We start from the raw sequence: 23,791 nt of genomic DNA, 5'->3' as shown, positions 1-23,791 counted from the left end.
TGTCGAAAACAGCACGACGCGCAGCAGAGCACCGGCATACCCCTTCCGGGCATCCGGTTTGCAACGCCGCGCTGCTTTTCGGGCAGCGCGCCGCCTGATAACCTGTCGGCATTTCATTATGAGGTTTTATTAGAGATGTGCGGGGCCATTGGGGGTAGCTGGAGGTATTGGGCGCTGGCGCTGTTGGCCGCCCTGCTCTTCGCTACGCCCGCCGCCGCCGAAAAGCGCGTCGCGCTCGTCATCGGCAACTCCGCCTATCAAAACGTGACGCGGCTCGATAACCCGCGCAACGATGCGGCGCTGATGGCGGAGACGCTGGCAGGTCTCGGCTTCACGCTGATCGGCGGTCGCGCCCAGCTCGATCTCGACAAGCCCGCGATGGATTTGGCCGTGCAGAATTTCGGCCGCCAGGTACAGGGCGCCGACGTCGCGCTGTTCTATTACGCCGGCCACGGCGTGCAGGTCTCCGGCTCGAACTATCTGGTCCCGGTCAGCGCCAACCCTGTGCGCGAGGCCGATGTCGATTTCCAAATGGTCGACGTCAATCTCGTGCTGCGGCAGATGCAGGGCTCGGGCACGCGGCTCAACATGGTGATCCTCGATGCCTGCCGGAACAATCCGTTCGGCGCGCGCGGCTTGCGCGCCTCCGACGGCGGTCTGGCGCAGATGCGCGCGCCCGAGGGCACGCTGATCTCCTATGCGACACAGCCCGGCAATGTCGCGCTCGACGGCACCGACGGTCACAGCCCCTATACGAAGGCACTTGCCTCGACGATCAAGCAGGCCGGGCTCGACATTTTTCAAACCTTCAACCAGGTCGGCCTTGCCGTGAAACGCCAGACCGGCGGATCGCAGCAGCCCTGGGTCTCCTCCTCGCCGATCGACGGCAATTTCTATTTCGTGCCCCCTGCTCCGGCACCGCAGCAGGTCGCCGTCGCGCCGCAGCCCCAACCGCTGACCTCAACGTTGCGACCAGATCCCGATCGCACGCCGATCAAGGATCCCATTCTGCTGCGTGAATTGAGCGATCGCCTGTTCGAGCTCAATTACGATCCGGAACCGCTCGACAGCAAGAACGGCATGCGCGTTGCGATCTCCAGGTTTCAGGAGAAGGTGAAGATGACGCCGACCGGCGACGCCACCGAAGGCGTGCTGACGCGGCTGCGCAAGATGGAAGACCTGAAACCGTGGGGCTCGATCGTCTACGGGCCCGACAGCGACAAATGGGGCATGTCCTGGAATCATTCGTCGCGGCGGGCTGCGATCGACGACGCGCTGAAGAATTGCGGCACCAGCAAATGTCCGATGGAGTTGAGCTTTTACGGGGCGCGGTGCGGCGCATTCGCGATCTCGGACAAATCATGGTCGCTGGTCCAGCGCGACAGCGTGCAGCGTGCGAAGGACGCCGCGCTTGACGAGTGCGGCAAGGCCGGCAAATCCTGCCGTATTATTGGCGCGGTCTGTGCGGATGGATCGGGCCGCTAGGATTTACACTCAAGTTGTTGGAAACATCTGCTTATGCGAATTGCCGTCCACCGCTCGATCCGGATTGTCTTCTTCGCCATGTTGGCCTCGGCTGCATTCGGCGCCGGCCCCGCGCAATCCGGCAGCGCCGGCGGCAGTATCGGCAACGACGAAAAATCGCTGTCCGGTTCGCGCGAACCGCCTCGCGCAACTGAATCGGAAAAGCCCGCACGACGCAGCAAGCCCGAGGCAGACGAGCCGCGCCGCGCTTCGCAGGGCAGCGGTAGAGGTGTTGGCAGTTTCGACGGCGCGTGGGTCGTCAACAGCGTAGGCACCACCTGCTCCGGCAGCAGCCGCAACGCGGTCGTGGTCAGCAGCGGCAGAATCATCGGCCAAGGTGTGAGCGGACGGGTCAGCCCGAACGGCGCAGTCAGCGCGATCAACACTTCCAGCGGCGTCACCGCTACCAGCGTCGGTCGACTTTCCGGCCGAAGCGGCTCCGGGACTTTCAGGCAATCCGATGGATGCAGCGGCCGATGGACAGCGTCCAAGCAATAGCGCGGCTGCTCACCGCAGCCGGGAAATATTGGAACAGTTCATGATGAAATACCCGGCTCACCATTCGCTCCGAACAGGCCTCCTCTCCTTCGCGATTCTCGTCGCTATCGGTGGCGCGGCGGTAGCGCAATCCGGCAGCGCCGGCGGCAGCATCGGCAATGACGAGAAATCGCTGTCCGGCTCGCGCGAGGCCCCGCGCACCGTCGAACCCTCCAAGCCGGCGCGCCGCGCCAAGTCCGAATCCGACGAGCCGCGCCGGGCATCGGGAAAAAGCGGCGGTGGAGGTGGAAGCGGTGGCGGCGGTAATTTCGACGGCTCCTGGGTTTCCGTGGCCGTGGGCACGCCGTGCGGCAGCGCGACCGAGCGATTCGTCATCTCCGGGGGCAGAATTTCCGGCGAATTGAGCTCCGGATCGGTCAGCGCCAATGGCGCGACGCGGAGCGGCGGATCGGTCCAGGGCTTGAGCTGGACCAGCACCGGGCGCTTCTCCGGCCGCAGTGGCTCCGGCTCGTTCACGCGGTCGGACGGATGTACCGGTCGTTGGACGGCTTCTAAACAATAGAAGCCAGTTTTCCACCGGTTTTTCATGACCTTAGCTCGCCTCGATTGAGGCAGCGCGCAAGCCGCAATTAAACCCCAACCGCTCCGAAATTGCGGCTCATTGCGACCCAAGTCTGTGACCAGATTGGGTGCATCAAGCGTCGCGTTGCGTAAGCGTTGCCGGGGTTATCGATGTCGTACCGTTCCGTGAAATCCGTCCCGGTATTCGTTGCCGGCATTGTGGCAGCAACCAATCTGGCCACTGTGACGGATCTCCGGGCCCAATCGGCGGAACAGGCGGCGGAAACCTCAACGCAAGTCGCGCAAGCCGCGGCCGATAACTGCCTGTCGTCGCCGAAGGGCGCAACGCCCGCCGGCAGCCATTGGTACTATCGCATCGATCGCACGACCAAGCGCCAGTGCTGGTATCTGCGCGAGGAGAGCGACAAGGCCGACGACAAGTTCGCCCGCGCCGCGCCGCCTGCGTCGGCACCTGCGCCGTCTTCGGCCGCCGCAGAGGCACCGCAGCCGGCTGCACGCAAATCGGTCTCCGACGCCCGCGCCGAATGGGTGTCCCAGCCGCCCCGCGCCGAGCCCGCCAAGGCCGATCCGCGATCGACCGGCACGGTGCTCGCCGAGAACAGCCAACGCGCTAGCATGCCGAACGTGCTGGCGCCGTCGCCGCTGTCGTCGATGCGCTGGAACGATGCGCCGACCGCCGCGAGCGTTTCGACCACGCCGGCCGCGCTCCAGGTGGCCGCCGCCGCGACGCCCGCAACAACCCAGCCGCCGCCGGCTCCGGCTGCGGAAGTGCAGCAGCCCGCCGTGGATCAGATCACGCCCGCCCCGGCAGAACCGGTGACGACGGCAAAGCCGACGGCGTCGCTGCAGATGCTGCTTCTCGTCATCGCCGCCGCGCTCGCGCTCGCCGGCATCATCGTCAGCGCGATGGTGAGGATCGGCCGCATGCGCGCTCGCCGCGCCATGCGCAAGAAGCGGCGCAAGATGTGGGATTCCGCCCGCACCAGGCGCGCGCCCCAGCCCTCAGCCCAGCCGATGTTCCAAGACGAAGACGCCCGGCTGCGCCGCCCCGTCGCCGCTGTGCACAATACGCACGTTCCGCAGGAACGAGCAGCGCGCGTGCCCCGCGAACGGCCGCGCGCGCCCCAATCATACGCGCCACAGGAGCGCGTGCGCGCCCCTCAGGAGCGGCGACCGGCGCCGCAGGATCGCGATCGCGAACAGCAGATGACGGAAATGCTGGCCCGCCTCGCCCGCAGCGCGCAGACCTGACCGAAACGGAAGCGGCGGCTATTTTTCCAGCTGCCCCTGCAGCTTGCGAACGAACTCGGTGAGACCGGTGCGGCGCTCACGCTTGAGCCGCTCCGCCTTGAGGATCGATTGCACCTCGGCAAAGGCGTCATCGACGTTCTGGTTGACGACGATATAGTCGTATTCCGCCCAATGGCTGAGTTCGTGCGTGGCCCGGCTCATGCGCCCGCGAATCACCTCGTCCGAATCCTGCGCCCGCGTGTGCAGCCGCTTCTCCAGATCAGCGGCGGACGGCGGCAGGATGAAGACGCGGACGACATCGACGCTCGCCTTCTGATGCAGTTGCTGGGTGCCTTGCCAGTCTATGTCGAACAAAACGTCCTGCCCCGCCGACAATGCCGCTTCGACCGGTTCACGCGGCGTGCCGTAGAGATTGTCGAATACGGTCGCCCATTCGAGCAGTTCGCCCTGCTCCACCATTTTCTCGAATTTCGGCTTATCGACGAAGAAATAGTCGCGTCCCTCGACCTCGCCCGGCCGCATCGCGCGCGTCGTCGCCGAGACCGACATCTTCAGCCCCGGCTCGCGCTCAAGCAGCATACGCGACAGCGTCGTCTTGCCCGCGCCAGACGGCGACGACAGCACGAACATCAGCCCGCGCCGCTCAACCCCGTCGAAACCACCAGCCGTCATCGGTCACTCCAGATTCTGGACCTGCTCGCGGAATTGCTCGACCACGTTCTTCATCTCGAGCCCGGTCTGGGTCAATTCCAGGTCGTTCGACTTGGAGCAGCAGGTGTTGACCTCGCGGTTGAATTCCTGGGCCAGGAAGTCGAGCCGCCGCCCGACCGGTCCGCCCTTGCCGATCATCTCGCGCGCCTGCGCGACATGCGAGGCGATGCGGTCGAGTTCCTCGCGAATGTCGGCCTTGGTCGCGATCAGGATCGCTTCCTGATTGAGCCGGTCAGCGTCGAAGCGTTCGGAAGTCTCCAATAGCGCCGCCACCTGCTCGGCCAGACGCGCCCTGATCGCCTCCGGCTTGCGGCCGGGCGCGGCCTCGGCTTTTTTCGCCAGCCTCTCGATCTCATCCATGCGCTGGTTGAGGATTTGGCCGAGCGTCGCGCCTTCGCGGCAGCGCATCTCGACGAGGTTGCCGAGCGCCTGCTCGAAGGCCATGGCTGCCGCCTCCCTCGCCGCCTTGTCTTCCGCCTCGTCGCTTTCGGGCTCGACGACCTCGATGACGCCCTTGATGCCGAGCAGCCCGTCGATGCTGGGCGCCACCGCGTCAATCCGGGCGGCGAGTTCGCCTGCGACCTTCACGACGGAAGCGAGCACATCCTCATTGATGCGCACGGTCGAGACCGCGTTGGCGCGCTTGACGTTGAGATTGGCGTAGACCGTGCCCCGCGACAGCACCTCGCCGGCGCGCTTCTTGGCCAGCGCTTCCAGTTCGTCCCAGCCGGGCGGCAGGCGCAACCGCAGGTCAAAGCCCTTGGCATTGACCGACTTCAATTCCCACTCGAACGTATAGGGGCCGCTGGCGCCGTGGCTCCGGGCAAAACCGGTCATGCTCGATAGCGCCATCGCGTAACATTCTCCAGGGATTTCGAGACTCGATAGGGACGGCGCGACCTTAAGCCGATTTCCGCCAAAGTGGAATTGCGTTCCGACGGTCGCCGGAACACCTGCACAACCTGCCGGGCCTCAGCGCTGAACCACCGGTGGCGTCGTGGTCGACTGCGCGGCGCCTTGGCGGCCCGGTGCGGGCGCCGTCGCAGGCGCCGGGGGTGTTGCCGGACGCGGCGGCTTTTTCTGCCCTCCCGGCCGCGGCGTGGTCGCGGTCGGGTTGGTATCGGCCGGCGTGCCGGCCGCGGTCGGCGGCGGCGCGTCCTCCGATGGTTCGACGGTGTCGTTCTGGATCTGCTTCTCCATCGCCCGGAGCTTGGCGACGTTTTTCTGGTGCGCGTCGTAGGTTTCGGTGAAGGCGTGCCCGCCCGTTCCGTCGGCCACGAAGAACAGGTCGCGCGTGCGCGCCGGATTGGCTGCGGCCTCAAGCGACGCGCGGCCCGGATTCGCGATCGGTCCCGGCGGCAGGCCTTCGATGACGTAGGTGTTGTAGGGCGACGGCTGCGTGATCTCGCTGCGCCTGATCGGCCGGCCCAGCGTTCCCTTGCCGCCGACTAGGCCATAGATGATGGTCGGATCCGACTGCAGCTTGATCCGCTGCCGCAGGCGATTGGTGAATACCGCCGCCACGCGGCTGCGCTCGTCGGCCCGGCCGGTTTCCTTCTCGATGATCGAAGCCAGCGTGATGAGTTGCTCCGGCGACCTGACCAGAACGTCCGGATTGCGGCGCTCCCAGATTTCCGCAAGCACCCGTTTCTGGGTCTGCTGCATGCGCTGAATCACCTGCTCGCGCGTGGTGCCGCGCGGGAATTTGTAGGTCTCGGGCAACAGCGTGCCTTCGCGCGGTATTTCCCGCACCGAGCCGGCGAAGATGTCGTTGTCGAGCAGGCGTGTCACAATCTGTTCGGAGGTCAGGCCTTCGGGAATCGTAACGGCGTGCTGCACCACCTTGCCCTCGACGATGGTGGCGATGACATCGCGCAGGCTGGCATTCTTCTGGAAGGAGTATTCGCCGGGCTTGAGGTCGGAGCTCGCCTTCAGCGCAAACACGCCGCCGATGAATGCCCAGGGATTGACGTTGATCACCCCTTCGCGCAGCAGCACATCAGCGATGTCTCGCTTGCCGGCCCGCGAAGGGATGTTGACGATCTTGTCTTCCTTCAGCGGGCCCGGCGTTTCCAGCATCTGCCTGCCGTAATAATAGACCGTCCCCGCCCCGATCATGAGAATGATCAGGATGGTGAAGATGGCATTGCCCACTACCACGAAGGGATTGCGGGCGCGTTCCGATCGCCTCGGCGGCGGCGGCACCTGTTCCGGCTCCAGCGCAGCGCGCGGACTTCGTGGCGAAATGGGCGGCCTCTCACTCATCGATGCAACCTGAATCCCGTCGGTTCAATCGCAGCCGGGCAATCCTCTGCCCGGACGATAGCATACGCCCACATGTAGAAGTCATCGCCGAATACGGCAAAACGGTGGAGTAGTTCGAAACACTTGCTAGTCAGCCACACGCCGAACGATCACGGAGGCATTGGTACCCCCGAAACCAAAGGAATTCGACAGCGCGACGTTAATCTCGCGCTTGCGCGCTGTCTGCGGCACCAGATCGATCGCCGTTTCCACCGACGGATTTTCCAAATTGATAGTGGGCGGGGCAATGTTATCGCGAATCGCAAGAATACTGAAAATAGCCTCGATCGCACCGGCAGCACCGAGCAGGTGTCCGGTCGATGATTTCGTCGACGACATCGACACCTTGGAGGCGGCGTTGCCGAGCAGCCGCTCGACCGCGCCGAGTTCGATCTCGTCGCCGATCTGCGTCGAAGTGCCATGGGCGTTGATATAGTCGATATCGGAGACCGCGATGCCGGCGCGCTTGATCGCCGCGCTCATGCTGCGGAAGCCGCCATCGCCATCCGGCGACGGCGAGGTGATGTGATAGGCGTCGCCCGACAGGCCGTAGCCCACCACTTCGCAATAGATTCGCGCGCCGCGCTTTTTCGCGTGCTCATATTCTTCGAGCACGACGACGCCGGCGCCCTCGCCCATCACGAAGCCGTCGCGATCCTTGTCGTAGGGACGCGAAGCCTTTTGCGGCGCCTCGTTGTAGCCGGTCGAGAGCGCGCGTGCGGCGCAAAAGCCCGCCATTGCCAGCCGGCAGATCGGCGATTCCGTTCCGCCCGCGACCATCACATCGGCATCGCCGAGCGCAATGAGGCGGGCACCGTCGCCGATCGCATGCGCGCCGGTCGAACAGGCGGTCACGACAGAATGGTTGGGACCCTTGAGGCCGTGCTCGATCGAGACGTAGCCGGAAGCGAGATTGATCAAACGCCCCGGAATAAAGAACGGCGATACCCGGCGCGGACCACGCTCTTTCAGCAGCAGCGACGTTTCGGCGATGCCGGACAGGCCGCCGATCCCGGAGCCGATCAGGGTACCGGTCGCGCATTTGTCTTCTTCGGTCGAAGGATGCCAGTTGGCGTCGTCGAGCGCCTGGCGTGCCGCGGCCATCGCAAAGATGATGAAGTCGTCGACCTTGCGCTGCTCCTTCGGCTCCATCCACTGGTCGGGATTGTACGTGCCGTCCGAGCCGTCGCCGCGCGGAATCACGCAAGCTATCTGGCTGGCGAGATCGGCGACCTCGAACGTGTCGATTTTCTTGGCGCCGCTCTGGCCGTTGAGGATGCGCGCCCACGTTGTGTCAACGCCGCAGCCGAGCGGCGTAACCATGCCCAGCCCCGTGACAACAACACGCCTCATGTCACAAACTCCAGCCCGATACTGGCGGCCCAAAACAAGAAACCGGGGGACCGTTCAACAACGGCCCGTCCGGCTCTGTCTCTGCCCGCCCGGGACGTCAGCTTTTCGCGTTCTTCTCGAGAAACTTCGTCGCGTCGCCAACGGTCAAAATCGTCTCGGCGGCGTCGTCGGGAATCTCGCAACCGAACTCTTCTTCAAATGCCATCACAAGCTCGACGGTGTCGAGACTGTCGGCGCCGAGGTCATCGATGAAACTTGCGTTGTCGACAACCTTATCGGGTTCAACACCGAGGTGTTCGACCACAATCTTCTTAACCCGCTCGCCAATCTCACTCATCGTTCAACCTCGTGCTTGTTCCAATGGACCCGACCCCAAGACGCTTCAGAAACGCTACGAGCTATCGTGGTCGTTAAACTTCCTTCGCTATCGCATAGTCTTGATTCGGCACGTTGGTAGCCGACAAAGCCCCGGCGAACGGCAGGCGTCGCCACGCCAATATACAGGGTTTCAAATTCCTGCAATGGCCTTGTTTGCCCATCCGTCGAGGGTTCGGTTACCATACTTCCCAAGCCCTGACTACAACCTCCACCACCCCGGCGAAACGGCCTTTGGCCGTATCGATCGGGGCGATAACTCGCTCAAATCATGGCCATTCCGCCGTTGACGTGAATCGTCTGGCCGGTGACGTAGCCCGCCTCGTTCGAGGCGAGATAGACGGCCGCTGCGGCGATGTCCTCGGGCGTCCCCAGCCGCGCCGCAGGAACCTTTGCCAGAATGGTCTCGCGCTGCTTGTCGTTGAGCGCATCCGTCATCGGCGTCTTGATGAAGCCCGGCGCGATGCAATTGGCGGTCACGTTGCGCTTGGCGTATTCCGCGCCCAGCGTCTTGATCAGGCCGATGATTCCCGCCTTCGACGCGGTGTAGTTGGCCTGGCCGGGATTGCCGGTCACCCCGACGATCGACGTGATCGCAATGATCCGGCCGAAGCGCTTGCGCATCATCAGCTTGGTTGCGGCGCGGGCGAGACGGAAAGTCGCAGTCAGATTGACCTGGATGACGTCATCCCAATCCTCGTCACGCAACTGCACAAAAAGATTGTCGCGTGTGATGCCCGCATTGGCGATCAGAATATCGACCTGCCCCATCGCGGCTTCAGCCGCCGGCACCAGCCCCTCGACTTGCGCACTGTCGGAGAGATTGCAGGGCAGCACGTGAACGCGATCGCCAAGCTTGCCGGCAAACGACTCCAGCACTTCGCGGCGCGTGCCGGAAATTGCGACCGTCGCCCCCTGCGCGTGCAACGCCTGCGCGATCGCCCCGCCAATGCCGCCGGTTGCGCCGGTCACCAGCGCTGTCCTACCAGTCAAATCGAACATCAATCTCTCCTTCCGGGAGCTCTAGGCCGAGGCCGCCAATGCATCCTTGGCGGCGGCAATGTCGTTGGGTCCCCCGACCGACACGCCGACGGCGCCATCGGCGATACGCTTCACCAGTCCGCTCAGCACCTTGCCGGCGCCGATTTCGAAGAACCGCGTGACGCCATGCGCTGCCATGTAGGCCACCGACTCACGCCAGCGCACGGTGCCGGTAACCTGCTCGATCAGGCGGCGGCGAATTTCGTCGGGATCGGTAATCGGCGCAGCCAGCACGTTCGACACCAGCGGCGAGGCCGGCGCCTTGATCGTCACACCGGCCAGCGCCTGCGCCATCGCGTCGGCGGCGGGTTGCATCAACTTGCAATGGAAAGGCGCGGATACCGGCAGCAACATCGCGCGCTTGGCGCCCTTGGTCTTGGCGATCTCCACGGCGCGGTCGACGGCCGCCTTGTCGCCGGACACCACCACCTGCCCGCCACCATTATCATTGGCCGCCTGGCAGACCTGTCCTCGCGCGGCTTCGCCAGCGACGGCCATCGCGGCTTCGTAATCCAATCCGAGCAGTGCCGCCATCGCGCCGGCGCCGACCGGCACTGCCTTTTGCATCGCAAGACCGCGGGTGCGCAACAGACGCGCGGTATCGCTGACGCTGAGGCTACCGGCTGCGGCCAGCGCGGAATATTCGCCGAGCGAATGGCCGGCGACAAAGGCCGCATCCCGCCCGACGGAAAAGCCCGCCTCGGTCTCCAACACCCGCAGCGTGGCGATCGATACCGCCATCAGTGCCGGCTGGGCATTTTCGGTCAGTTGAAGGGTCTCGGCCGGGCCGTCCCAGATGATGGCGGTCAGCTTCTCGCCGAGCGCCGAATCAACCTCATCGAACACCGCCCGCGCGGCCGGAAAGGCCTCTGCCAGGGCCTTGCCCATGCCGACCGCCTGGGAACCCTGCCCCGGAAACGTAAATGCAGCCGTCATCGGCGCTCCCTCATTAGAATGGGGCCGTAAGACACTGACCGAGGCCGGGATGTCAAGCCGCGCTGCGGGAATGACGCATTCTCTGCAAGGCCGGGAATTGGGTCGGCAGGCTCAGCGTTCCTGCAGCGCCAACCGGGCACCCAAAGCGCAATAGATGCCGCCAACGACCTTGCCCTGCCATTTCAGCACGGTGGGGTTTCGACGGAGAAAGTTGCCCAGCCGTCCCGCACACACAGCAAAGACCACGGTGCTGACGAGCCCCAACAGGACGAAGAGGATCCCGAGGATCGTCAGTTGGAGCGCAACCGATCCGTTTTCGGGCACCACGAATTGGGGGAGGAACGCAAGGAAGAAGAGCGCGGTTTTTGGGTTCAGCACCTCGGCCAAAATAGCCTGCCTGAACGCCTTGCTGGCCGAGATTGGAAGTGCGCCTGCCGTTGGATTTGCCGGCGCTCTCTCAAGAATTGCCCGAATGCCGAGGTAAACGAGATACGCTGCGCCAATATATTTGATGATGCTGAACAGCACTGCCGACGTGGCGATAATCGCCGAGATACCGATGATCGCCGTAAAGGTATGAATCATGTCGCCGGCCGCGATCCCGAAGCCGGTCGCTATTCCTGCCCTTGTGCCCGAACTCGTTGCCCGTGCAACAGTGAGGAGCGTTGCAGGACCCGGAATGAAAACAAAGCCGAGCACAACCGCCACATAGGCAACCAAGGTGGTCAGATCGATCATTGGCGCAGGTCCCTCCACGGCCGACGGCACTCAAGGCCATCACCCATGGATAAGCAAGGTGTCATCTAGAACCCGCCGGTGGCCTGGTCGCCTCCAACCTCCGCCGCCCCGGCCCGCGCCCGGCGCGCGATGCTTGCCAGTTTCCCGGGACGGTCCTCATGGTTGGGCTTGGCGGTCGCGAGCCGCAGCACGGCGGTGTAGCTCGGTTGCACCTCCATCCGCTCCGCATACCGGCTGTCACTGAGAATGCGGTGGACCCTCGGCAGGTTGTAGCAGGGCACGTAGAATAGCAGATGATGCTCGAGGTGGTAGTTCACGTAGTAAGGCGCGATGAACAGCCGCTCGAGGAAGTTGGCGTGCGTGGTGCGGGTATTGCGCAAGGGATCGTTTGAGTCGGGAACGACGGCATGCTCCGCAATATTGCGGATGCGCGTGATCACCATCTGCCAGGTGAGCAGCGGCAATAGCCACAACAGCGGATAGGCCCACCACACGCCGGCGGCGGCAAGGCCTGCAAACATCACGGCATTGACCGCACATTGCGGGCCAAGCTTTTGCCAGAAATGCGCGGCGCGCTGTGACAGCGGCCATTCCTTCGGTCCCAGCGCGTTCAAGAACTGCGCCTTGCGCTGCTGGTAGCCGGTCTGGCCGGTGATATCGCGGAAGAACTTGCGCCGATAGCTCGTCGACGTGATCGGAAACGGCGCCGACAAGATCAGATCGGGGTCGTCTTCCTGCTGCGTGCGGGCATGATGCTGCAGGTGATAGCGGCGATAGGCACGGGTCTCGGCAAAGACCGGATAGGCGCAGAACCACTGGCTGAGCGTCAGATTGACCTTCTCGTCCGCCGACAGGCAACCATGCGCGCCGTCATGCATCAGGATCGCGAGCCCGAGCTGGCGCGAACCGATGATGCCGATTGCCAGCAGAAAGGTCAGCGGGTTGGGCCACCACGCAACCAGCGCGATCGAGCCCAAAATCAGCGCCCAGGCATGGACGATCAGGGCGACGCCTTTCCACGTCACGCGCTCGCGGACGGCGATCAATTGATCCTCGCTCAGAAAGTCGCGGGCACGCATGCGGAGCGCGGTCATGGCGATTTCTCCCCGTCGGGTGATTCTGAATCGGAAACTTCGCGGCCGTTGACGAGATGCAGTCGGGCCGCGTCGGCGACCGACCTTGTCGCCGCCTGGTCGCCCAATACGCGCAGCATCTCTTCGCAGAGATCTTCGGCCGAACGGCCCATGGCATAGCCCTCGACCATGACGCCGACCGCGAGCGCCCAGAACCGCCGCGAACTGGCGTCGGGGTCGCGCAGGCTCTTCCAGCCGTGTCGCTCGATCTGGCTGGCATAGGCGCGCATGCCTTCGCCGTGCAGCCGCTCGATAGTGCGCTCGACCAGCGGAGCAAGATCCTGGCGACGGCGGGTGAGCGTCAGCGCTTCGGTAAAGAAAGCCACCGAGTCCGTTGCCGTGACGGTCTCGACCAGCACGCGCGTATAATCCCGCGGCGTGTGGGCCTGCAGCGCCGCCTCTTCGGCCGCGCGCGCCACATAGAGCATCTCGCGGCAGGCGGCCTCGACGAACAGGGCCTCCTTGGTGCGGAAGTAATAGGTGATCTGGCTCGGAAAGGCGTCGGCTGCCGCCGCAATGTCCGAGATCGAGGTGCCGGCAAGTCCCCGCTCCCTGAACAGCCGGCTGGCGGCATCAAGGAGGCGCGAACGCATCTGGCGGCCCGCACTCCGCGTCGCGCGGGCGGCGTGCCGGGGATCATCGGTCGGCGCTTCGGCAGGCGTAGAGGCGGATTTGGGGGCCATTTTACCTCCAGTTCGTTACTTGTATGATATACAAACAAAGATGTCAATGGACCGGCTAGGAATCCGGCCAGGATGCAGGGCGAGCCCTTCTCAAGGTCCCCTTTCAACGCAAGAAGCCTTGCCAGCCCGCGCAAAATCCTTATAACCCGCGCCATCCGTGGATCCCGGCCGGGAGCTGAACGGACGGTCTCAGCAATTCATCGTTCGGATTGATGTGGTAGGGCCAGTCGGCCCGTCGTCCCGTGCTTCCGCCTTCTGAGCTTATCCCGAGTCCTTTCCGAAGGTCTCGAAGGGCTTGCCGCTGGGAACCGCGCCAACACCAGGAAAGGACACCCATGCCTCTTTATGAGCATGTTTTTCTCGCGCGTCAGGATGCGAGCACCCAGCAGGTCGAAGAGCTGACCACCCAGATGACGGGCATCGTCGAAGGGCTCGGCGGCAAGGTCACCAAGACCGAGAACTGGGGCGTGCGCTCCCTCACCTACCGCATGAACAAGAACCGCAAGGCACACTTCGTGCTGATGAACATCGATGCGCCCTCCGCTGCGGTCACCGAGATCGAGCGCCAGGAGCGGATCTCCGAAGACGTCATCCGCTACCTCACCGTCCGCGTCGAAGAGCACGAGGAAGGTCCGTCAGCGATGATGCGCAAGGCCGATCGTGATCGCGAGCGCGATGATCGCGGCGGCGGCTTCCGCGGCGACCGCGAAGGCGGTGGCTTCCGTGGCGATCGTGAAGGCGGTGGATTCCGCGGCGACCGTGGTCCGCGCCGTCCGCGCGAAGACGCTGTTGAAGCGACGGGAGAGGAGTAAGAATCATGGCTGAAGCTGGTGCACGCCGTCCGTTTTTCCGTCGCCGCAAGACCTGCCCGTTCACGGGTCCGAACGCGCCGAAGATCGACTACAAGGATTCCAAGCTGTTGATGCGTTACGTCTCCGAGCGCGGCAAGATCGTGCCGAGCCGCATCACCGCCGTCTCCGCCAAGAAGCAGCGTGAACTCGCGCGCGCCATCAAGCGCTCGCGTTTCCTCGGTCTCTTGCCGTACGTCATCCGCTAAGACATATTCGACCGGCGGCGTCCGCGCCGCCGGTCGCTATTCTTCATTTCCGGGCGTTCCGGATGGTTGGCCGAAGCGATCTCTGACCGCTCGCTGGACCCGCAAGTCTCCCCCGCCTTTCGACGCATCCGGTGCCGCCTGTTGGCATCCTGTCGCGGCCCGACCTCTGCCAATGATGGTTAGCTGCAATCGCCATGACCGATTGGGTGATGCCTGTGCTGCGGTAGCCGGCGACACTCGTTGACAATCGTTACGGCAAGCACATACGCTGGCGGCAGCAGGACGGATGCTCAATTCCCGGATGCTACGGGTGTCGAAGTCGTCGCCGATCACGTGCGGGCACGAACCCCAATAAGCGGCGCCAACGAGCGCAACCGCCAAAGGGAGTGCAAACGATGTCCGTCCACATCCGTGGTCTGCGGCCAGTCGTACGCTTGGCTGCTATTCTCACACTGACTGTGGCTGCAGCAGGCGCAGCCCATGCCCAACAGAAAACCGATGTCATCTTCAGCGCCGGTCCGACCGGAGGCAGTTGGACGCCGATGGCGGCAGCGGCGTCGCAGGTCGTGAACAAGCGATATCCCGAGTTGAACGTGCAGGTCGAGCCGGGCGCGGCCCTCGTCAACATGGAGAAGATCCGCAACGACAAGGCCGATATCGGCTGGTCCATGACGACCGTCATGGCCGATGCACAGAAGGGCGAGGGTCAGTTCGCCGGCAAGGCGACCGATAAGGGACTTTTCGTGGCGAATTTCTATCCCAATGTCTGGCAGTTGGTGGTGCCCGCGAACAGCGACATCAAGAGTGTCAAGGATCTGAAGGGGCAGCCGGTGGCGCTGCCGGCACGCGGCAACACCAGCCTGGCAGCCGGCTGGGAGTACCTGCTCAAGGTCAACGGAATGACGCTGAACGACCTGGGTGCGAAGAGCTACGGGCCGGTGTCGTCGAACGCAGAGGCTGTGAAGAACCGGCAGGCGATGGCAGCCGGATGGTTCACCGTGGTGCCGGCATCCTTCGTCCTGGACCTTGGCTCGGCGATGTCGCTGCGGGTGCTTCCCGTCACGGACGAGGAATTCGCCGCACTGCGCAAGCTCAATTCGGGCTTTGTCCGCTACACCATCAAGGCCGGCACCTACAAAGACCAGGGCGTGACCGAAGCCGTTCAAACCTTCCAGTCGCCCACCGTGCTGATTGCGTCCTCCAAGACCTCTCCCGAGGTGATCTACAAGATCACCAAGGCCATTGTCGAAGGACGGGACGAGTTCGGTAACGTCACCAGCGACATGAAGGGCGTGAAGGCGTCCGACATGGCTGAGAGCCTGGGTATGCCGTATCACCCCGGCGCAGAGAAATACTATCGCGAAGCTGGATTGCTCAAGAAGTAGAGGATCTACCGTGCGCAAACTCTCCGGCTACGCGGGCCTGGTCGTCGGAGTGGTTGCGGTCACAATGTCCGTGTACCACATCTACGCGCGGCTGACGGTATACGCCCCCGATCAACAGGCCCTGCTCTACATCACACTGGCATTCAGTCTGGTGCTGTCGTTCCTGTTGTGGCCTCGCAGCAAGAATGCGACGCTCGGTGGCGTACCATGGGAAGATCTCGCTCTGGCCGGTCTTTCGCTCGCCTGCATTGGCTACATGTTCGCGAACTACGACTACATCGTGAACCGTTTTCCCACCGCCGATTCCCTGACCCGGATGGATATGGCGGTGGGAATAACCGCTACCCTGCTGGTTCTGGAGGCGACGCGACGCACGATCGGCGCGTCGCTGCCGATCGTGGCAATCGTCTTCCTCCTCTACGGCTTCGCCGGCCCCTGGCTGTACGGCTGGCTTTACCACAGAGGCCTCAGTCTCGAGCTCACCATCGACCAGACCTTTTTCACCACCGAGGGCATTTTCGGGGTGCCGATGACGGTGGCCGCGACCTACGTCATTCTTTTCATCATCTTCGGCACGTTCCTCGAAAAATCGGGAGCGGGCCAGTTCTTCATGAACTTCGCAAACGCGATCGCCGGCGGCGCGCGCGGCGGTCCCGGCAAGGTCTCGGTCGTCTCCTCCAGCCTGTTCGGTACGATCTCCGGCTCCGCCGTCGCCAATGTCATGGTCGACGGCTGGCTGACCATTCCAATGATGAAGAAGACCGGCTTCAAGCCGGAGGCGGCGGCGGCCATCGAGGCGGTGGCCTCCACAGGCGGACAGATCATGCCGCCGATCATGGGCGCGGCGGCTTTCGTCATGGCCGAGTTCCAGGGCGTGAGCTACACGCAGGTGATGATCGCTGCGACGATACCCGCGTTCTTCTACTATGGGGCGCTGTTTGCTGCGATCCACTTCAACGCCGTGCGCTCGGGGCTCAAGGGCTTGCCGCGCGAGGAACTGCCCGTCCTTGGCCATATCATGCTGCGCCAGGGGCATTTGTTCCTGCCGGTCATCGTGCTTCTGGCGCTGCTTCTGTTCGGCTTCACGCCGACCTATGGCGCGATCATCGCCACGTTCGCGCTGGTCGCGATCTCCTGGATTCGTCCTTCAACCGGATTGGGTTGGCGCGCGTGCCTTGAGGGCCTGCGCGACGGGGCCGTGCAGACCGTGCCGGTAGCGATGGCCTGTGCATCTGCCGGCATCGTGATTGGCATCGTGCTGCAAACAGGGCTCGCGCTGCGGTTCACGGCCTTTCTCATCGACTTCACCTACGGCTCCCTGCTGCCTGCGCTGCTCATCACGATGATCGCCGGCGTCGTTCTCGGCATGGGCATGCCGACCACTCCCGCCTACATCATGCAAGCGGCACTGCTCGTACCCGCGATCATGAAGCTTGGCGTGGAGCCCATGGCGGCGCACATGTTCGCGTTCTACTTCTCGTGCCTGTCGGCAGTGACGCCCCCGGTGGCATTGGCCGTGTATGCTGCCGCCTCCATCGGCGGGGCCGGCCTGTGGGCCTCAGGCGTGCAGGCGGTGAAATTCGCTGCCGCCGGCTTCATCGTGCCGTTCTTCTTCATCTACAACCCGGCGCTGCTGTTCGAGGGCCCATGGCCCGAAATTCTTCGCGCGGTGGTGACCGGCACGATCGGCGTGATTGCGCTCGCAGCCAGTCTCGAAGGCTACTTCCTGCGCACCGCTAAGTGGTTCGAGCGGGCGCTTTTCTTCGTGGCGGCCATGCTGCTGATCGACCCAAATGCCATCACCGACGTCATCGGCTTAGGCCTGCTCGCCATCGGCCTGTTGGTACAGAAGGTGTGGACGATGCGAGCAAGGATAGCGCCGGAAACCAGCACATGACCCGCACACAATTCGCTGCGCTGACCGTTATCGCCGCAGCTCTCCTCCTTGGCACGGTAGTATTCGGTGTTTTGCGGATATATGCCTAGGGCCAAATCGGCCGCCCTCGCCACACACGATGCCCTATGCACGGAGCAGGAACCGGTTCTGACATCATTGGGCCAGGTACCCTTGATCGGCTGCGCCTCCTGATCTAAAAGGCCGGGCATCACGGCCCCGGTGGGGCCGTGATCGTTTGATTGGGGGCGATACGAACTGGTATTTTGATACCTGATCGCCCCTTGGATCCCTAACTAGTTGGTAAAGGCGGCATTTTTTGCTGACCTCTATCTAACCGCTCGAAAGGAGCGGGACAGCTGATGATCACGATTGTCCTCATTGGTCTTGCGGCCGGCTGCGCGTCGGCGCTGATGTTCGCCTCGATCATCTCGGGCGCGCTGATCTCATTGCTGCTGTTCTATCTGGCGCCGCTGCCGCTGATGGTGGTGGCGCTCGGATGGGGTCCGCTTGCGGCGACGATCGGCGGCATCGCCGCGGCGGCAGGCCTCGGCGCGATTTTCGGCCTGGCCTATTGCATCGCCTTTGCGATCACCGTGGCCGTGCCGGCCTGGTGGCTCGGCCATCTCGCTTTGCTGGGACGGCCGCTGCCTGCCGCCGCCGAAGATGGTTCGGCGCCCGCTGCGGTTCAGCTCGAATGGTATCCGGTCGGCCGTATCCTGCTCTGGATCGCCGGCTTTGCCGCGCTGACCACGATCGCGGCCATGCTGACGCTTGGTGGCGACGCCCAGGCCATCCAGGGCGTGCTGCGCCGGGGTCTGATGCGAATTCTCGCGCCGCGAGGGTCCACGCCGTCGGCGGATATCGAGCGCTGGGTAACCGCTCTCGCCATCATCGCTCCCGCCGCCGCAACGATCGTCGCCATGATGACGCTGACGCTCAATCTCTGGCTTGCCGGAAAAGTCACGGCGACCTCGGGCCGGCTGCAGCGGCCGTGGCCTGACCTGAAGAGCGCGGAATTGCCGCCGATGACGCTGGTGGCGCTGTCGGTCGCGCTGGCTTTTTGTTTCATCGGCGGGCTCGCCGCGATGTTCGCACAGATCGCGACCACCGCACTGATGATGGCCTATGGCCTCACCGGCTTTGCCGTGCTGCACACGCTGACGCTGGCGCTCAAAAGCCGCGTCTTCTGGCTCTGCAGTGCCTACGCGATTGTTATCGTATTCGGCTGGCCCGTTCTCGCGATGATCGCGCTCGGGCTTGCCGACGCCATCTTCGGACTTCGCCAGCGCTATCTGCGCGGCAAACCTCCACCCCTGCCCGCATCCTGAAACTGCAACATCCACCTAATCGAATACGAACATCAAAGGAGAACGAAAATGGAAGTCATCCTGCTGGAACGCGTCGCCAAGCTCGGTCAGATGGGCGAAGTCGTCAAAGTACGCGACGGCTACGCCCGCAACTTTCTGCTCAAGCGCGGCAAGGCGCTGCGCGCCACCGCCGACAACCGCGCCAAGTTCGACGGCATGAAGGCCGAGCTCGAGGCCAACAACCTCAAGGCCAAGGGCGAAGCAACCAAGGTCGCGGAGAAGATCGACGGCCGCAACGTGGTCGTGCTGCGTCAAGCCTCCGAGACCGGCCAATTGTTCGGCTCGGTGAGCGTGCGCGACATTATCGCCTCGTTCGAAGCCGACGGCGTCACCATCAGCCGCAGTCAGGTTCTGCTCGACGCCCCGATCAAGACCATCGGCAAGCATGAGATCGCCATCGCCGTGCATCCGGAAGTCGAAGTCAATGTCAGCGTCACCGTGGCGCGCAGCGCCGACGAAGCCGAGCGCATCAACCGCGGCGAGGACATCTCGACCCGTCAGGAAGACCAGGACGCCGCCGCCGAGGCGCTTGCCGCCGCCGGCGAGTTCTTCGATCCGGAAGCCCAGCACGACGACGAGGCGCCGGCGCCGGCTTCGACCGAGAAGTAACGCGCGTATCTGTCTCTATGACGACTTCAAGCCCGGCCTCATCAGGCCGGGCTTGGGATTCTGGCGGTAGCCCTCTCGTCCAGCATCGCTATCGAGGCGAGCGCGGTCGCGGTGTGCTTCTCGATACCATCGGTTACGCAGAACACGTCGGCCGCAACCACGGCCACCTGACGTCCGGGCTTGATCACGCGTGCGCGGCAGATCAAGCGCTCGCCTGTCGCCGGCGACAGCAGGTTCAGCTTGTATTCGGCCGTCAGCGCCGATTGGCCGCGCGATGCCGCTGCCGCAATCGTGGTGGCGTTGTCGACGAGAAAGGCTGTCACGCCGCCGTGGAACAGGCCGTTCTGCTGCAGCAGCTCCGGCCGACGGTCGACCTCGAGCGTACACGTGCCGCGGGTCAGCTCGGACAGTTCGGCCCCGATATGGCTCATAAAACCCTGACGGCCGACATTGTCGCGGATCCGGGTCGCGATCGGGGCGAAGTCGGGATCGTTGTTCGCATTCATCTGGCTTCTCCCGGTTGTTGGACCCTCTCGGGCGCGACCACCGCGCGGATGGCGCAGGCGATCAGCATTTCGGCCTGCTCTCTCGGATCGGCGCGGTCACGGCCCGACAGCCATGCGCGGCAAAATATCTGCGCCGGTCCGATGATCTGGCTGAAGAACACCGACGACGTCATCGGCAATAATTCGCCGCGCTCGACCAGCGGTGCGCGCCATCGCTCGACGGCTTCCACCAGACGCAAATTCTGTACGCGCTGCGCGCCGCGGATCTCCTCGGTCCACTCGCTGCGGGAAATCTCGAACAGATACCGCGCTTCGCGCCTGGCGCTGACGACCCATTCGAGATGCGCTCGGATCAGGCGCACCACGCCTTCCCGCGCGCCACAGCGCTCATCGACTGCGGCAATGACGGCTGCGTGGTAGCGGGCGAGAATTTCCAGAAAGAGCGTGCCGGCCAGCTCCTTCTTCGAGCCGAAGAAGTGGAAAAAGCTGCCGTTGGACGCCCGGGCGCGGGCTCTGATGGCAGCCACGGTGGCGCCCTCGAAGCCGTCACGGTCGAACACCGCCAATCCCGCTTCCAGCAGATCCTCGCGTGCCGTGCTCATCGCCGTCGATCCCAACTAGGTCAACACTCTAGAGTGTTACTCTAGCGACGGTCAAGCGACGTGACCGACCGCCATTCGGCATTTGGAATTTTTATCGTGAGATGGGCGGCATAGGCGGGCCGGCAGGCTCGACCGGCGGTGCGGCGGGGGCCGCAGCGGTCGCCGGCGGAGGGGCCGCGGGCTCTGGCGTGGCCGCGGGCGTGCTTGTGGCCGGATCGGGCGCGGTGACTGCCGATGCTGGCGGCGCAGGTGTAATCGGAGGCACCGGATCGGGCCGCAGCGGATTCGGCTCGCTGCCGACGCTCTCCTTGGGAGCATCGACCTTGGCGGTGTCGGATTTGCTCTCCCGTGCCGATCCTTCCGGCTCGCCTACGGGCTTCGCCGCCTCGCTGACCGGCTTGTCGCCTTCGCTCTTGATCGCGTCAGTCTTGCCGGGATCGGTGGCGGCGGTTTCGGCCTTGGCGGCGTCCCTGGACGCATCCTCCTTTGCGGCGTCGCCCTGGATCGCCTGCTCGGCTTTCGGCGGCTCCTCAACCGGAGGCCTGCCGCGCCGGCCCTGCTTCTGCTTGCCGCCGGATTTGCTGTCGGTTGCCGCCCGTACCGGGGCCTCGCCATCTGCAGGTTTGGCCGCCTCGGGCGGCGTTTGTGGCCGCGCGGCCCGCTTGGCGTCGCGGCCGGGACGCGCGCCCTCGCCTTGCGGTGCGGTTCCGTCGGCCTCCGGCCGGGAAGTCTCCTGGGCCGGCGGCTGCCGGCGGCCGAAGCTGAATCGGTCGGGCTGATCGGTCCTGCCGTCCTGCTTGGCGTCCTTCTGCCTAGCGTCCTTCTTTGCCTGATCCTTGCTCTGGTACCGAGGGTCGGCAGCGCCGTTGGATATCAGGTAGGAGGACAGCACCGAGGCCATGTTGGTGCCGGTCGTATAATGCTGGCGCAGAAAGCCCGGCAACGACGAAGCCGACACGTTCTTCAAGAGGCCACGTGGGCTCTTGTGGCAGGCATTGCAGGTGCTCGAGAAGATCTGGCCCGGACTCTTGCCGGCGTCGAGATTTTCCGCCTGCGCCACGCCTGCCGTGAAGCAGCCGATCAGGAGCATCACCGTCGCTGAACTGAGCGCTCGGCTCAACATTCCCTGCTTCTCCAGAGGTAGAATCACCCTTGCGACGCACCACGTCGCCAGCGGCGGGGTCACCTTTTAGACGATTATGACGCGAATGGAAGCGCGCTCATTGCGCATCTTCGTGAGTGTGGCATTTGGGAATATCCGCTTTGACTCCAACACACTAGCGCCATGGCATCATCATACTTATCATAATCTTGATCCACCTTTGGAACTAATGTTCCCACGGTGCGTCGGTTTAACGGGCGTTGGCTCCATTGGTGTATCGATGGACCGGTTGTTGCGTTATTTTCTGGGCCAGTTCATTCGTCGCGGCACGATGGCGTTTACGTCCGCGAGTGGGGCCAGATTTACCTGCGGGGACGGAACCGGCCGTCCGGTATCGGCGCGCTTCCTGAGCGAGCGAACACAACGCCGGATCCTGCTCAATCCCGAACTGGCGCTGGGCGAAGCCTATATGGACGGCACGTTCGTGGTCGAGAACGGCTCGATCGCGGACGCGCTGGAGATCCTGCTCGGCCAGCCGGAAATGCTGCCGCGCTGGGCCAGGCTGCAGTGGTGGCTGCGCTATTTCGGCAGGCACATCAGACAATTCAATTGGCGCGGCCGGGCGAAAAACAACGTCGCCCATCACTACGATCTCGACGGCCGGCTCTATTCCCTCTTCCTGGATGCCGACAGGCAATATAGTTGCGCCTATTTCGAAACGCCGGATACCACGCTCGACGATGCCCAACTCGCCAAGAAGCGTCACCTTGCCGCCAAGCTTCTGATCGGACGCGGCAATCGCGTGCTCGACATCGGCTCGGGCTGGGGCGGTCTTGGCCTCTATCTCGCCGAGATGACCGGCGCCGATGTCACCGGCATCACGCTATCGTCGGAGCAGCTGCAGGCCTCGAATGCCAGCGCCGCCGAGAGGAACCTGATGGGGTCGGCGAGATTCCTGCTGAGCGACTACCGCGACATTGCCGGTCCGTTCGACCGGATCGTGTCGGTCGGCATGTTCGAGCATGTCGGCATCGATTTCTATGAAACCTTTTTCCGGCGCTGCGCCGAACTTCTCAGCGACGACGGCGTCATGGTGCTGCATTCGATCGGCCGGTCGACAGGACCCGATGTCTCGAGCCCGTGGATTACGAAATACATCTTCCCCGGCGGCTATATCCCCGCCCTTTCCGAAGTCATCCCCGCGATCGAGAAGGCGGGCCTTCTGGTCTGCGACATGGAAATCCTTCGGCTTCACTACGCCGAAACGCTAAAGGCCTGGCGCGACCGCTTCATGGCGCGGCGTGAAGAGGCGGTACGTCTTTACGACGAGCGGTTTGCCCGCATGTGGGAATTCTATCTGGCGGCTTCCGAGATGTCGTTCCGGAAGCAGAACCTGATGAATTTCCAGATCCAGCTGACCAAGCGCCAGGGGATCGTGCCGATCACCCGAGATTACATGACCCGGGAAGAAGCGAGGTTGCGCGGGATAGAACGCAGAAGGAGGCCGCGCCTGCGGTTGGCGGGCGAATAGGCCGCCGCGAATGCTGGCGTCAGTTCCGCAGGCTGTAAGCCGAAACGTAAGGCGTGCGAGGAAGAGCCGGACGGGCGAGCTGGGCTCGCAGCGCAGCAAGCAACTGGCCGTCGCAGGGCTCGGCACGGCGTTCCGGGCGCGAAATCTCTTCCATGGTGTCGATCAGCATCGACAGCCACGCGCGCTGGGCGCTTGCCGATCGCCATCCCTGGAGTTGCTGACCCATCGCCTGTCCCTTTGGTTCGTTACAACTGGCAACTCGAAAATCGCCGGCACGTTCCCGATTTCGTAACCAATCCATTCTGCCGCGAAGAAAATCACATCCGATGTGATCTACTTCACAGAGTCCCTTGGCGGTCCGTCGTACATCTGGCGCCATGAGCCAGCAGTCCTACCCAGCTCCGTTCGAGTCCGACATCCGGATCGACTACGCCTTGATCGCAATCGGCGTGGTCGCCGCCCTGTTCGCGTTCCTCTACCTGATGCTGGTTTGATCAACGCTTAAGGTCGCGGCTCAAAAAAGTCGCCTGCGTCGGAATATGTCGGTCCAGGTGACGACAAGGTTCAGGCTCTCCTAAGATTTTATCTGGCATTTTCGCGGAAGCC

At 63.8% G+C, this 23,791-nt stretch carries 25 protein-coding genes; 10 read left to right on the top strand and 15 right to left on the bottom strand.

The features are described from left to right. Positions 1 to 135 precede the first annotated feature (135 nt). Positions 136 to 1,485: a caspase family protein gene (locus tag LMTR21_RS18460; protein ID WP_065755065.1), complete on the top strand. Its 1,350-nt coding sequence runs from the start codon at positions 136 to 138 to the stop codon at positions 1,483 to 1,485. A 33-nt stretch (positions 1,486 to 1,518) separates the two neighbouring features. Then, positions 1,519 to 2,022: a hypothetical protein gene (locus LMTR21_RS18455; RefSeq protein WP_065755066.1), complete on the top strand. Its 504-nt coding sequence runs from the start codon at positions 1,519 to 1,521 to the stop codon at positions 2,020 to 2,022. A gap of 57 nt (positions 2,023 to 2,079) precedes the next feature. Here LMTR21_RS18455 and LMTR21_RS40065 read toward each other — a convergent pair whose 3' ends face one another. Beyond that, complete coding sequence (locus LMTR21_RS40065) at positions 2,080 to 2,610, bottom strand: hypothetical protein (protein WP_187399370.1); 531 nt, start codon at positions 2,608 to 2,610, stop codon at positions 2,080 to 2,082. Positions 2,611 to 2,754: 144 nt separating this feature from the next. On the opposite strand from LMTR21_RS40065, the gene LMTR21_RS18445 reads away from it, so the two are divergent. Continuing rightward, positions 2,755 to 3,855, top strand: coding sequence for a hypothetical protein (locus LMTR21_RS18445; protein ID WP_065755068.1), 1,101 nt, complete (start codon positions 2,755 to 2,757; stop codon positions 3,853 to 3,855). An 18-nt stretch (positions 3,856 to 3,873) separates the two neighbouring features. On the opposite strand, the gene gmk is transcribed toward LMTR21_RS18445, so the two are convergent. The 10 genes from gmk to LMTR21_RS18395 form a co-directional block, all read right to left on the bottom strand. Further along, entirely contained in the window at positions 3,874 to 4,527 is a 654-nt protein-coding gene (gene gmk / locus LMTR21_RS18440) for a guanylate kinase (RefSeq protein WP_065755069.1), read from the bottom strand. Between the two features lie 3 nt (positions 4,528 to 4,530). Then, a complete protein-coding gene (locus tag LMTR21_RS18435) occupies positions 4,531 to 5,418 on the bottom strand; it encodes a YicC/YloC family endoribonuclease (protein WP_065755070.1) in 888 nt (295 codons plus the stop codon). A 120-nt stretch (positions 5,419 to 5,538) separates the two neighbouring features. Further along, entirely contained in the window at positions 5,539 to 6,831 is a 1,293-nt protein-coding gene (mltG, locus tag LMTR21_RS18430) for an endolytic transglycosylase MltG (protein ID WP_065755071.1), read from the bottom strand. A 126-nt stretch (positions 6,832 to 6,957) separates the two neighbouring features. Then, a complete protein-coding gene (fabF, locus tag LMTR21_RS18425) occupies positions 6,958 to 8,223 on the bottom strand; it encodes a beta-ketoacyl-ACP synthase II (protein WP_065755072.1) in 1,266 nt (421 codons plus the stop codon). A 97-nt stretch (positions 8,224 to 8,320) separates the two neighbouring features. After that, entirely contained in the window at positions 8,321 to 8,560 is a 240-nt protein-coding gene (locus LMTR21_RS18420; RefSeq protein WP_008969609.1) for an acyl carrier protein, read from the bottom strand. A gap of 302 nt (positions 8,561 to 8,862) precedes the next feature. Continuing rightward, the gene (fabG, locus tag LMTR21_RS18415; RefSeq protein WP_057857780.1) at positions 8,863 to 9,600 is read right to left on the bottom strand and encodes a 3-oxoacyl-[acyl-carrier-protein] reductase; all 738 of its coding nucleotides are present in this window, start codon (positions 9,598 to 9,600) and stop codon (positions 8,863 to 8,865) included. Positions 9,601 to 9,621: 21 nt separating this feature from the next. Next, on the bottom strand, positions 9,622 to 10,575 hold the full coding sequence (fabD, locus tag LMTR21_RS18410; protein WP_065755073.1) for an ACP S-malonyltransferase: 954 nt from the start codon (positions 10,573 to 10,575) through the stop codon (positions 9,622 to 9,624). Positions 10,576 to 10,686: 111 nt separating this feature from the next. After that, entirely contained in the window at positions 10,687 to 11,313 is a 627-nt protein-coding gene (locus LMTR21_RS18405) for a LysE family translocator (RefSeq protein WP_065755074.1), read from the bottom strand. 65 nt (positions 11,314 to 11,378) lie between these two features. Then, a complete protein-coding gene (locus LMTR21_RS18400) occupies positions 11,379 to 12,407 on the bottom strand; it encodes a fatty acid desaturase family protein (RefSeq protein ID WP_065755075.1) in 1,029 nt (342 codons plus the stop codon). Beyond that, positions 12,404 to 13,129 (bottom strand): TetR/AcrR family transcriptional regulator C-terminal domain-containing protein, encoded by a 726-nt coding sequence (locus LMTR21_RS18395; protein WP_065755076.1) that lies wholly within the window; start codon positions 13,127 to 13,129, stop codon positions 12,404 to 12,406. Before LMTR21_RS18395 ends, LMTR21_RS18400 begins: the two co-directional genes overlap by 4 nt. A 335-nt stretch (positions 13,130 to 13,464) precedes the next feature. Here LMTR21_RS18395 and rpsF point away from each other — a divergent pair, with 335 nt between their 5' ends. The 6 genes from rpsF (at position 13,465) to rplI (ending at position 19,444) form a co-directional block, all read left to right on the top strand. Next, on the top strand, positions 13,465 to 13,941 hold the full coding sequence (gene rpsF / locus LMTR21_RS18390; RefSeq protein WP_065755077.1) for a 30S ribosomal protein S6: 477 nt from the start codon (positions 13,465 to 13,467) through the stop codon (positions 13,939 to 13,941). A 5-nt stretch (positions 13,942 to 13,946) separates the two neighbouring features. Next, complete coding sequence (gene rpsR, locus LMTR21_RS18385) at positions 13,947 to 14,186, top strand: 30S ribosomal protein S18 (protein ID WP_002711478.1); 240 nt, start codon at positions 13,947 to 13,949, stop codon at positions 14,184 to 14,186. A gap of 395 nt (positions 14,187 to 14,581) precedes the next feature. Then, positions 14,582 to 15,571, top strand: coding sequence for a TAXI family TRAP transporter solute-binding subunit (locus LMTR21_RS18380; RefSeq protein ID WP_084030840.1), 990 nt, complete (start codon positions 14,582 to 14,584; stop codon positions 15,569 to 15,571). Between the two features lie 10 nt (positions 15,572 to 15,581). Continuing rightward, complete coding sequence (locus tag LMTR21_RS18375; RefSeq protein ID WP_065755079.1) at positions 15,582 to 17,468, top strand: TRAP transporter permease; 1,887 nt, start codon at positions 15,582 to 15,584, stop codon at positions 17,466 to 17,468. 359 nt (positions 17,469 to 17,827) lie between these two features. Beyond that, positions 17,828 to 18,796 (top strand): hypothetical protein, encoded by a 969-nt coding sequence (locus LMTR21_RS18370; protein ID WP_065755080.1) that lies wholly within the window; start codon positions 17,828 to 17,830, stop codon positions 18,794 to 18,796. A gap of 48 nt (positions 18,797 to 18,844) precedes the next feature. Next, positions 18,845 to 19,444: a 50S ribosomal protein L9 gene (gene rplI / locus LMTR21_RS18365; RefSeq protein ID WP_065755081.1), complete on the top strand. Its 600-nt coding sequence runs from the start codon at positions 18,845 to 18,847 to the stop codon at positions 19,442 to 19,444. Between the two features lie 41 nt (positions 19,445 to 19,485). Here the strand turns inward: rplI and LMTR21_RS18360 are convergent, their stop codons facing one another. The 3 genes from LMTR21_RS18360 to LMTR21_RS18350 all read right to left on the bottom strand — a co-directional run bounded on the left by LMTR21_RS18360 (position 19,486) and on the right by LMTR21_RS18350 (position 21,675). After that, a complete protein-coding gene (locus LMTR21_RS18360; protein ID WP_065755082.1) occupies positions 19,486 to 19,950 on the bottom strand; it encodes a PaaI family thioesterase in 465 nt (154 codons plus the stop codon). Next, a complete protein-coding gene (locus LMTR21_RS18355; RefSeq protein ID WP_065755083.1) occupies positions 19,947 to 20,552 on the bottom strand; it encodes a TetR/AcrR family transcriptional regulator in 606 nt (201 codons plus the stop codon). The genes LMTR21_RS18360 and LMTR21_RS18355 overlap by 4 nt, the downstream gene beginning before the upstream one ends. A gap of 91 nt (positions 20,553 to 20,643) precedes the next feature. Beyond that, the gene (locus LMTR21_RS18350; RefSeq protein ID WP_065755084.1) at positions 20,644 to 21,675 is read right to left on the bottom strand and encodes a hypothetical protein; all 1,032 of its coding nucleotides are present in this window, start codon (positions 21,673 to 21,675) and stop codon (positions 20,644 to 20,646) included. Between the two features lie 259 nt (positions 21,676 to 21,934). On the opposite strand from LMTR21_RS18350, the gene LMTR21_RS18345 reads away from it, so the two are divergent. Beyond that, the gene (locus tag LMTR21_RS18345) at positions 21,935 to 23,185 is read left to right on the top strand and encodes a cyclopropane fatty acid synthase (RefSeq protein ID WP_065755085.1); all 1,251 of its coding nucleotides are present in this window, start codon (positions 21,935 to 21,937) and stop codon (positions 23,183 to 23,185) included. A 19-nt stretch (positions 23,186 to 23,204) separates the two neighbouring features. Here the strand turns inward: LMTR21_RS18345 and LMTR21_RS18340 are convergent, their stop codons facing one another. After that, positions 23,205 to 23,411, bottom strand: coding sequence for a hypothetical protein (locus LMTR21_RS18340; RefSeq protein ID WP_065755086.1), 207 nt, complete (start codon positions 23,409 to 23,411; stop codon positions 23,205 to 23,207). Positions 23,412 to 23,791 lie beyond the last annotated feature (380 nt).

This window comes from Bradyrhizobium paxllaeri (assembly GCF_001693515.2).
Taxonomy (GTDB): domain Bacteria; phylum Pseudomonadota; class Alphaproteobacteria; order Rhizobiales; family Xanthobacteraceae; genus Bradyrhizobium; species Bradyrhizobium paxllaeri.
Note: the sequence above shows the minus strand (reverse complement) of the source record. Positions and strands in the feature narration are given on the sequence as shown.

Bases quoted from the DNA above. Each gene is read 5' to 3' on its own strand.
- LMTR21_RS18460 (WP_065755065.1), top strand. From the start codon at position 136: ATGTGCGGGGCCATTGGGGGTAGCTGGAGGTATTGGGCGCTGGCGCTG.
- LMTR21_RS18455 (WP_065755066.1), top strand. From the start codon at position 1,519: ATGCGAATTGCCGTCCACCGCTCGATCCGGATTGTCTTCTTCGCCATG.
- LMTR21_RS40065 (WP_187399370.1), bottom strand. From the start codon at position 2,610: ATGAAAAACCGGTGGAAAACTGGCTTCTATTGTTTAGAAGCCGTCCAA.
- LMTR21_RS18445 (WP_065755068.1), top strand. From the start codon at position 2,755: ATGTCGTACCGTTCCGTGAAATCCGTCCCGGTATTCGTTGCCGGCATT.
- gmk (WP_065755069.1), bottom strand. From the start codon at position 4,527: ATGACGGCTGGTGGTTTCGACGGGGTTGAGCGGCGCGGGCTGATGTTC.
- LMTR21_RS18435 (WP_065755070.1), bottom strand. From the start codon at position 5,418: ATGGCGCTATCGAGCATGACCGGTTTTGCCCGGAGCCACGGCGCCAGC.
- mltG (WP_065755071.1), bottom strand. From the start codon at position 6,831: ATGAGTGAGAGGCCGCCCATTTCGCCACGAAGTCCGCGCGCTGCGCTG.
- fabF (WP_065755072.1), bottom strand. From the start codon at position 8,223: ATGAGGCGTGTTGTTGTCACGGGGCTGGGCATGGTTACGCCGCTCGGC.
- LMTR21_RS18420 (WP_008969609.1), bottom strand. From the start codon at position 8,560: ATGAGTGAGATTGGCGAGCGGGTTAAGAAGATTGTGGTCGAACACCTC.
- fabG (WP_057857780.1), bottom strand. From the start codon at position 9,600: ATGTTCGATTTGACTGGTAGGACAGCGCTGGTGACCGGCGCAACCGGC.
- fabD (WP_065755073.1), bottom strand. From the start codon at position 10,575: ATGACGGCTGCATTTACGTTTCCGGGGCAGGGTTCCCAGGCGGTCGGC.
- LMTR21_RS18405 (WP_065755074.1), bottom strand. From the start codon at position 11,313: ATGATCGATCTGACCACCTTGGTTGCCTATGTGGCGGTTGTGCTCGGC.
- LMTR21_RS18400 (WP_065755075.1), bottom strand. From the start codon at position 12,407: ATGACCGCGCTCCGCATGCGTGCCCGCGACTTTCTGAGCGAGGATCAA.
- LMTR21_RS18395 (WP_065755076.1), bottom strand. From the start codon at position 13,129: ATGGCCCCCAAATCCGCCTCTACGCCTGCCGAAGCGCCGACCGATGAT.
- rpsF (WP_065755077.1), top strand. From the start codon at position 13,465: ATGCCTCTTTATGAGCATGTTTTTCTCGCGCGTCAGGATGCGAGCACC.
- rpsR (WP_002711478.1), top strand. From the start codon at position 13,947: ATGGCTGAAGCTGGTGCACGCCGTCCGTTTTTCCGTCGCCGCAAGACC.
- LMTR21_RS18380 (WP_084030840.1), top strand. From the start codon at position 14,582: ATGTCCGTCCACATCCGTGGTCTGCGGCCAGTCGTACGCTTGGCTGCT.
- LMTR21_RS18370 (WP_065755080.1), top strand. From the start codon at position 17,828: ATGATCACGATTGTCCTCATTGGTCTTGCGGCCGGCTGCGCGTCGGCG.
- rplI (WP_065755081.1), top strand. From the start codon at position 18,845: ATGGAAGTCATCCTGCTGGAACGCGTCGCCAAGCTCGGTCAGATGGGC.
- LMTR21_RS18360 (WP_065755082.1), bottom strand. From the start codon at position 19,950: ATGAATGCGAACAACGATCCCGACTTCGCCCCGATCGCGACCCGGATC.
- LMTR21_RS18355 (WP_065755083.1), bottom strand. From the start codon at position 20,552: ATGAGCACGGCACGCGAGGATCTGCTGGAAGCGGGATTGGCGGTGTTC.
- LMTR21_RS18350 (WP_065755084.1), bottom strand. From the start codon at position 21,675: ATGTTGAGCCGAGCGCTCAGTTCAGCGACGGTGATGCTCCTGATCGGC.
- LMTR21_RS18345 (WP_065755085.1), top strand. From the start codon at position 21,935: ATGGACCGGTTGTTGCGTTATTTTCTGGGCCAGTTCATTCGTCGCGGC.
- LMTR21_RS18340 (WP_065755086.1), bottom strand. From the start codon at position 23,411: ATGGGTCAGCAACTCCAGGGATGGCGATCGGCAAGCGCCCAGCGCGCG.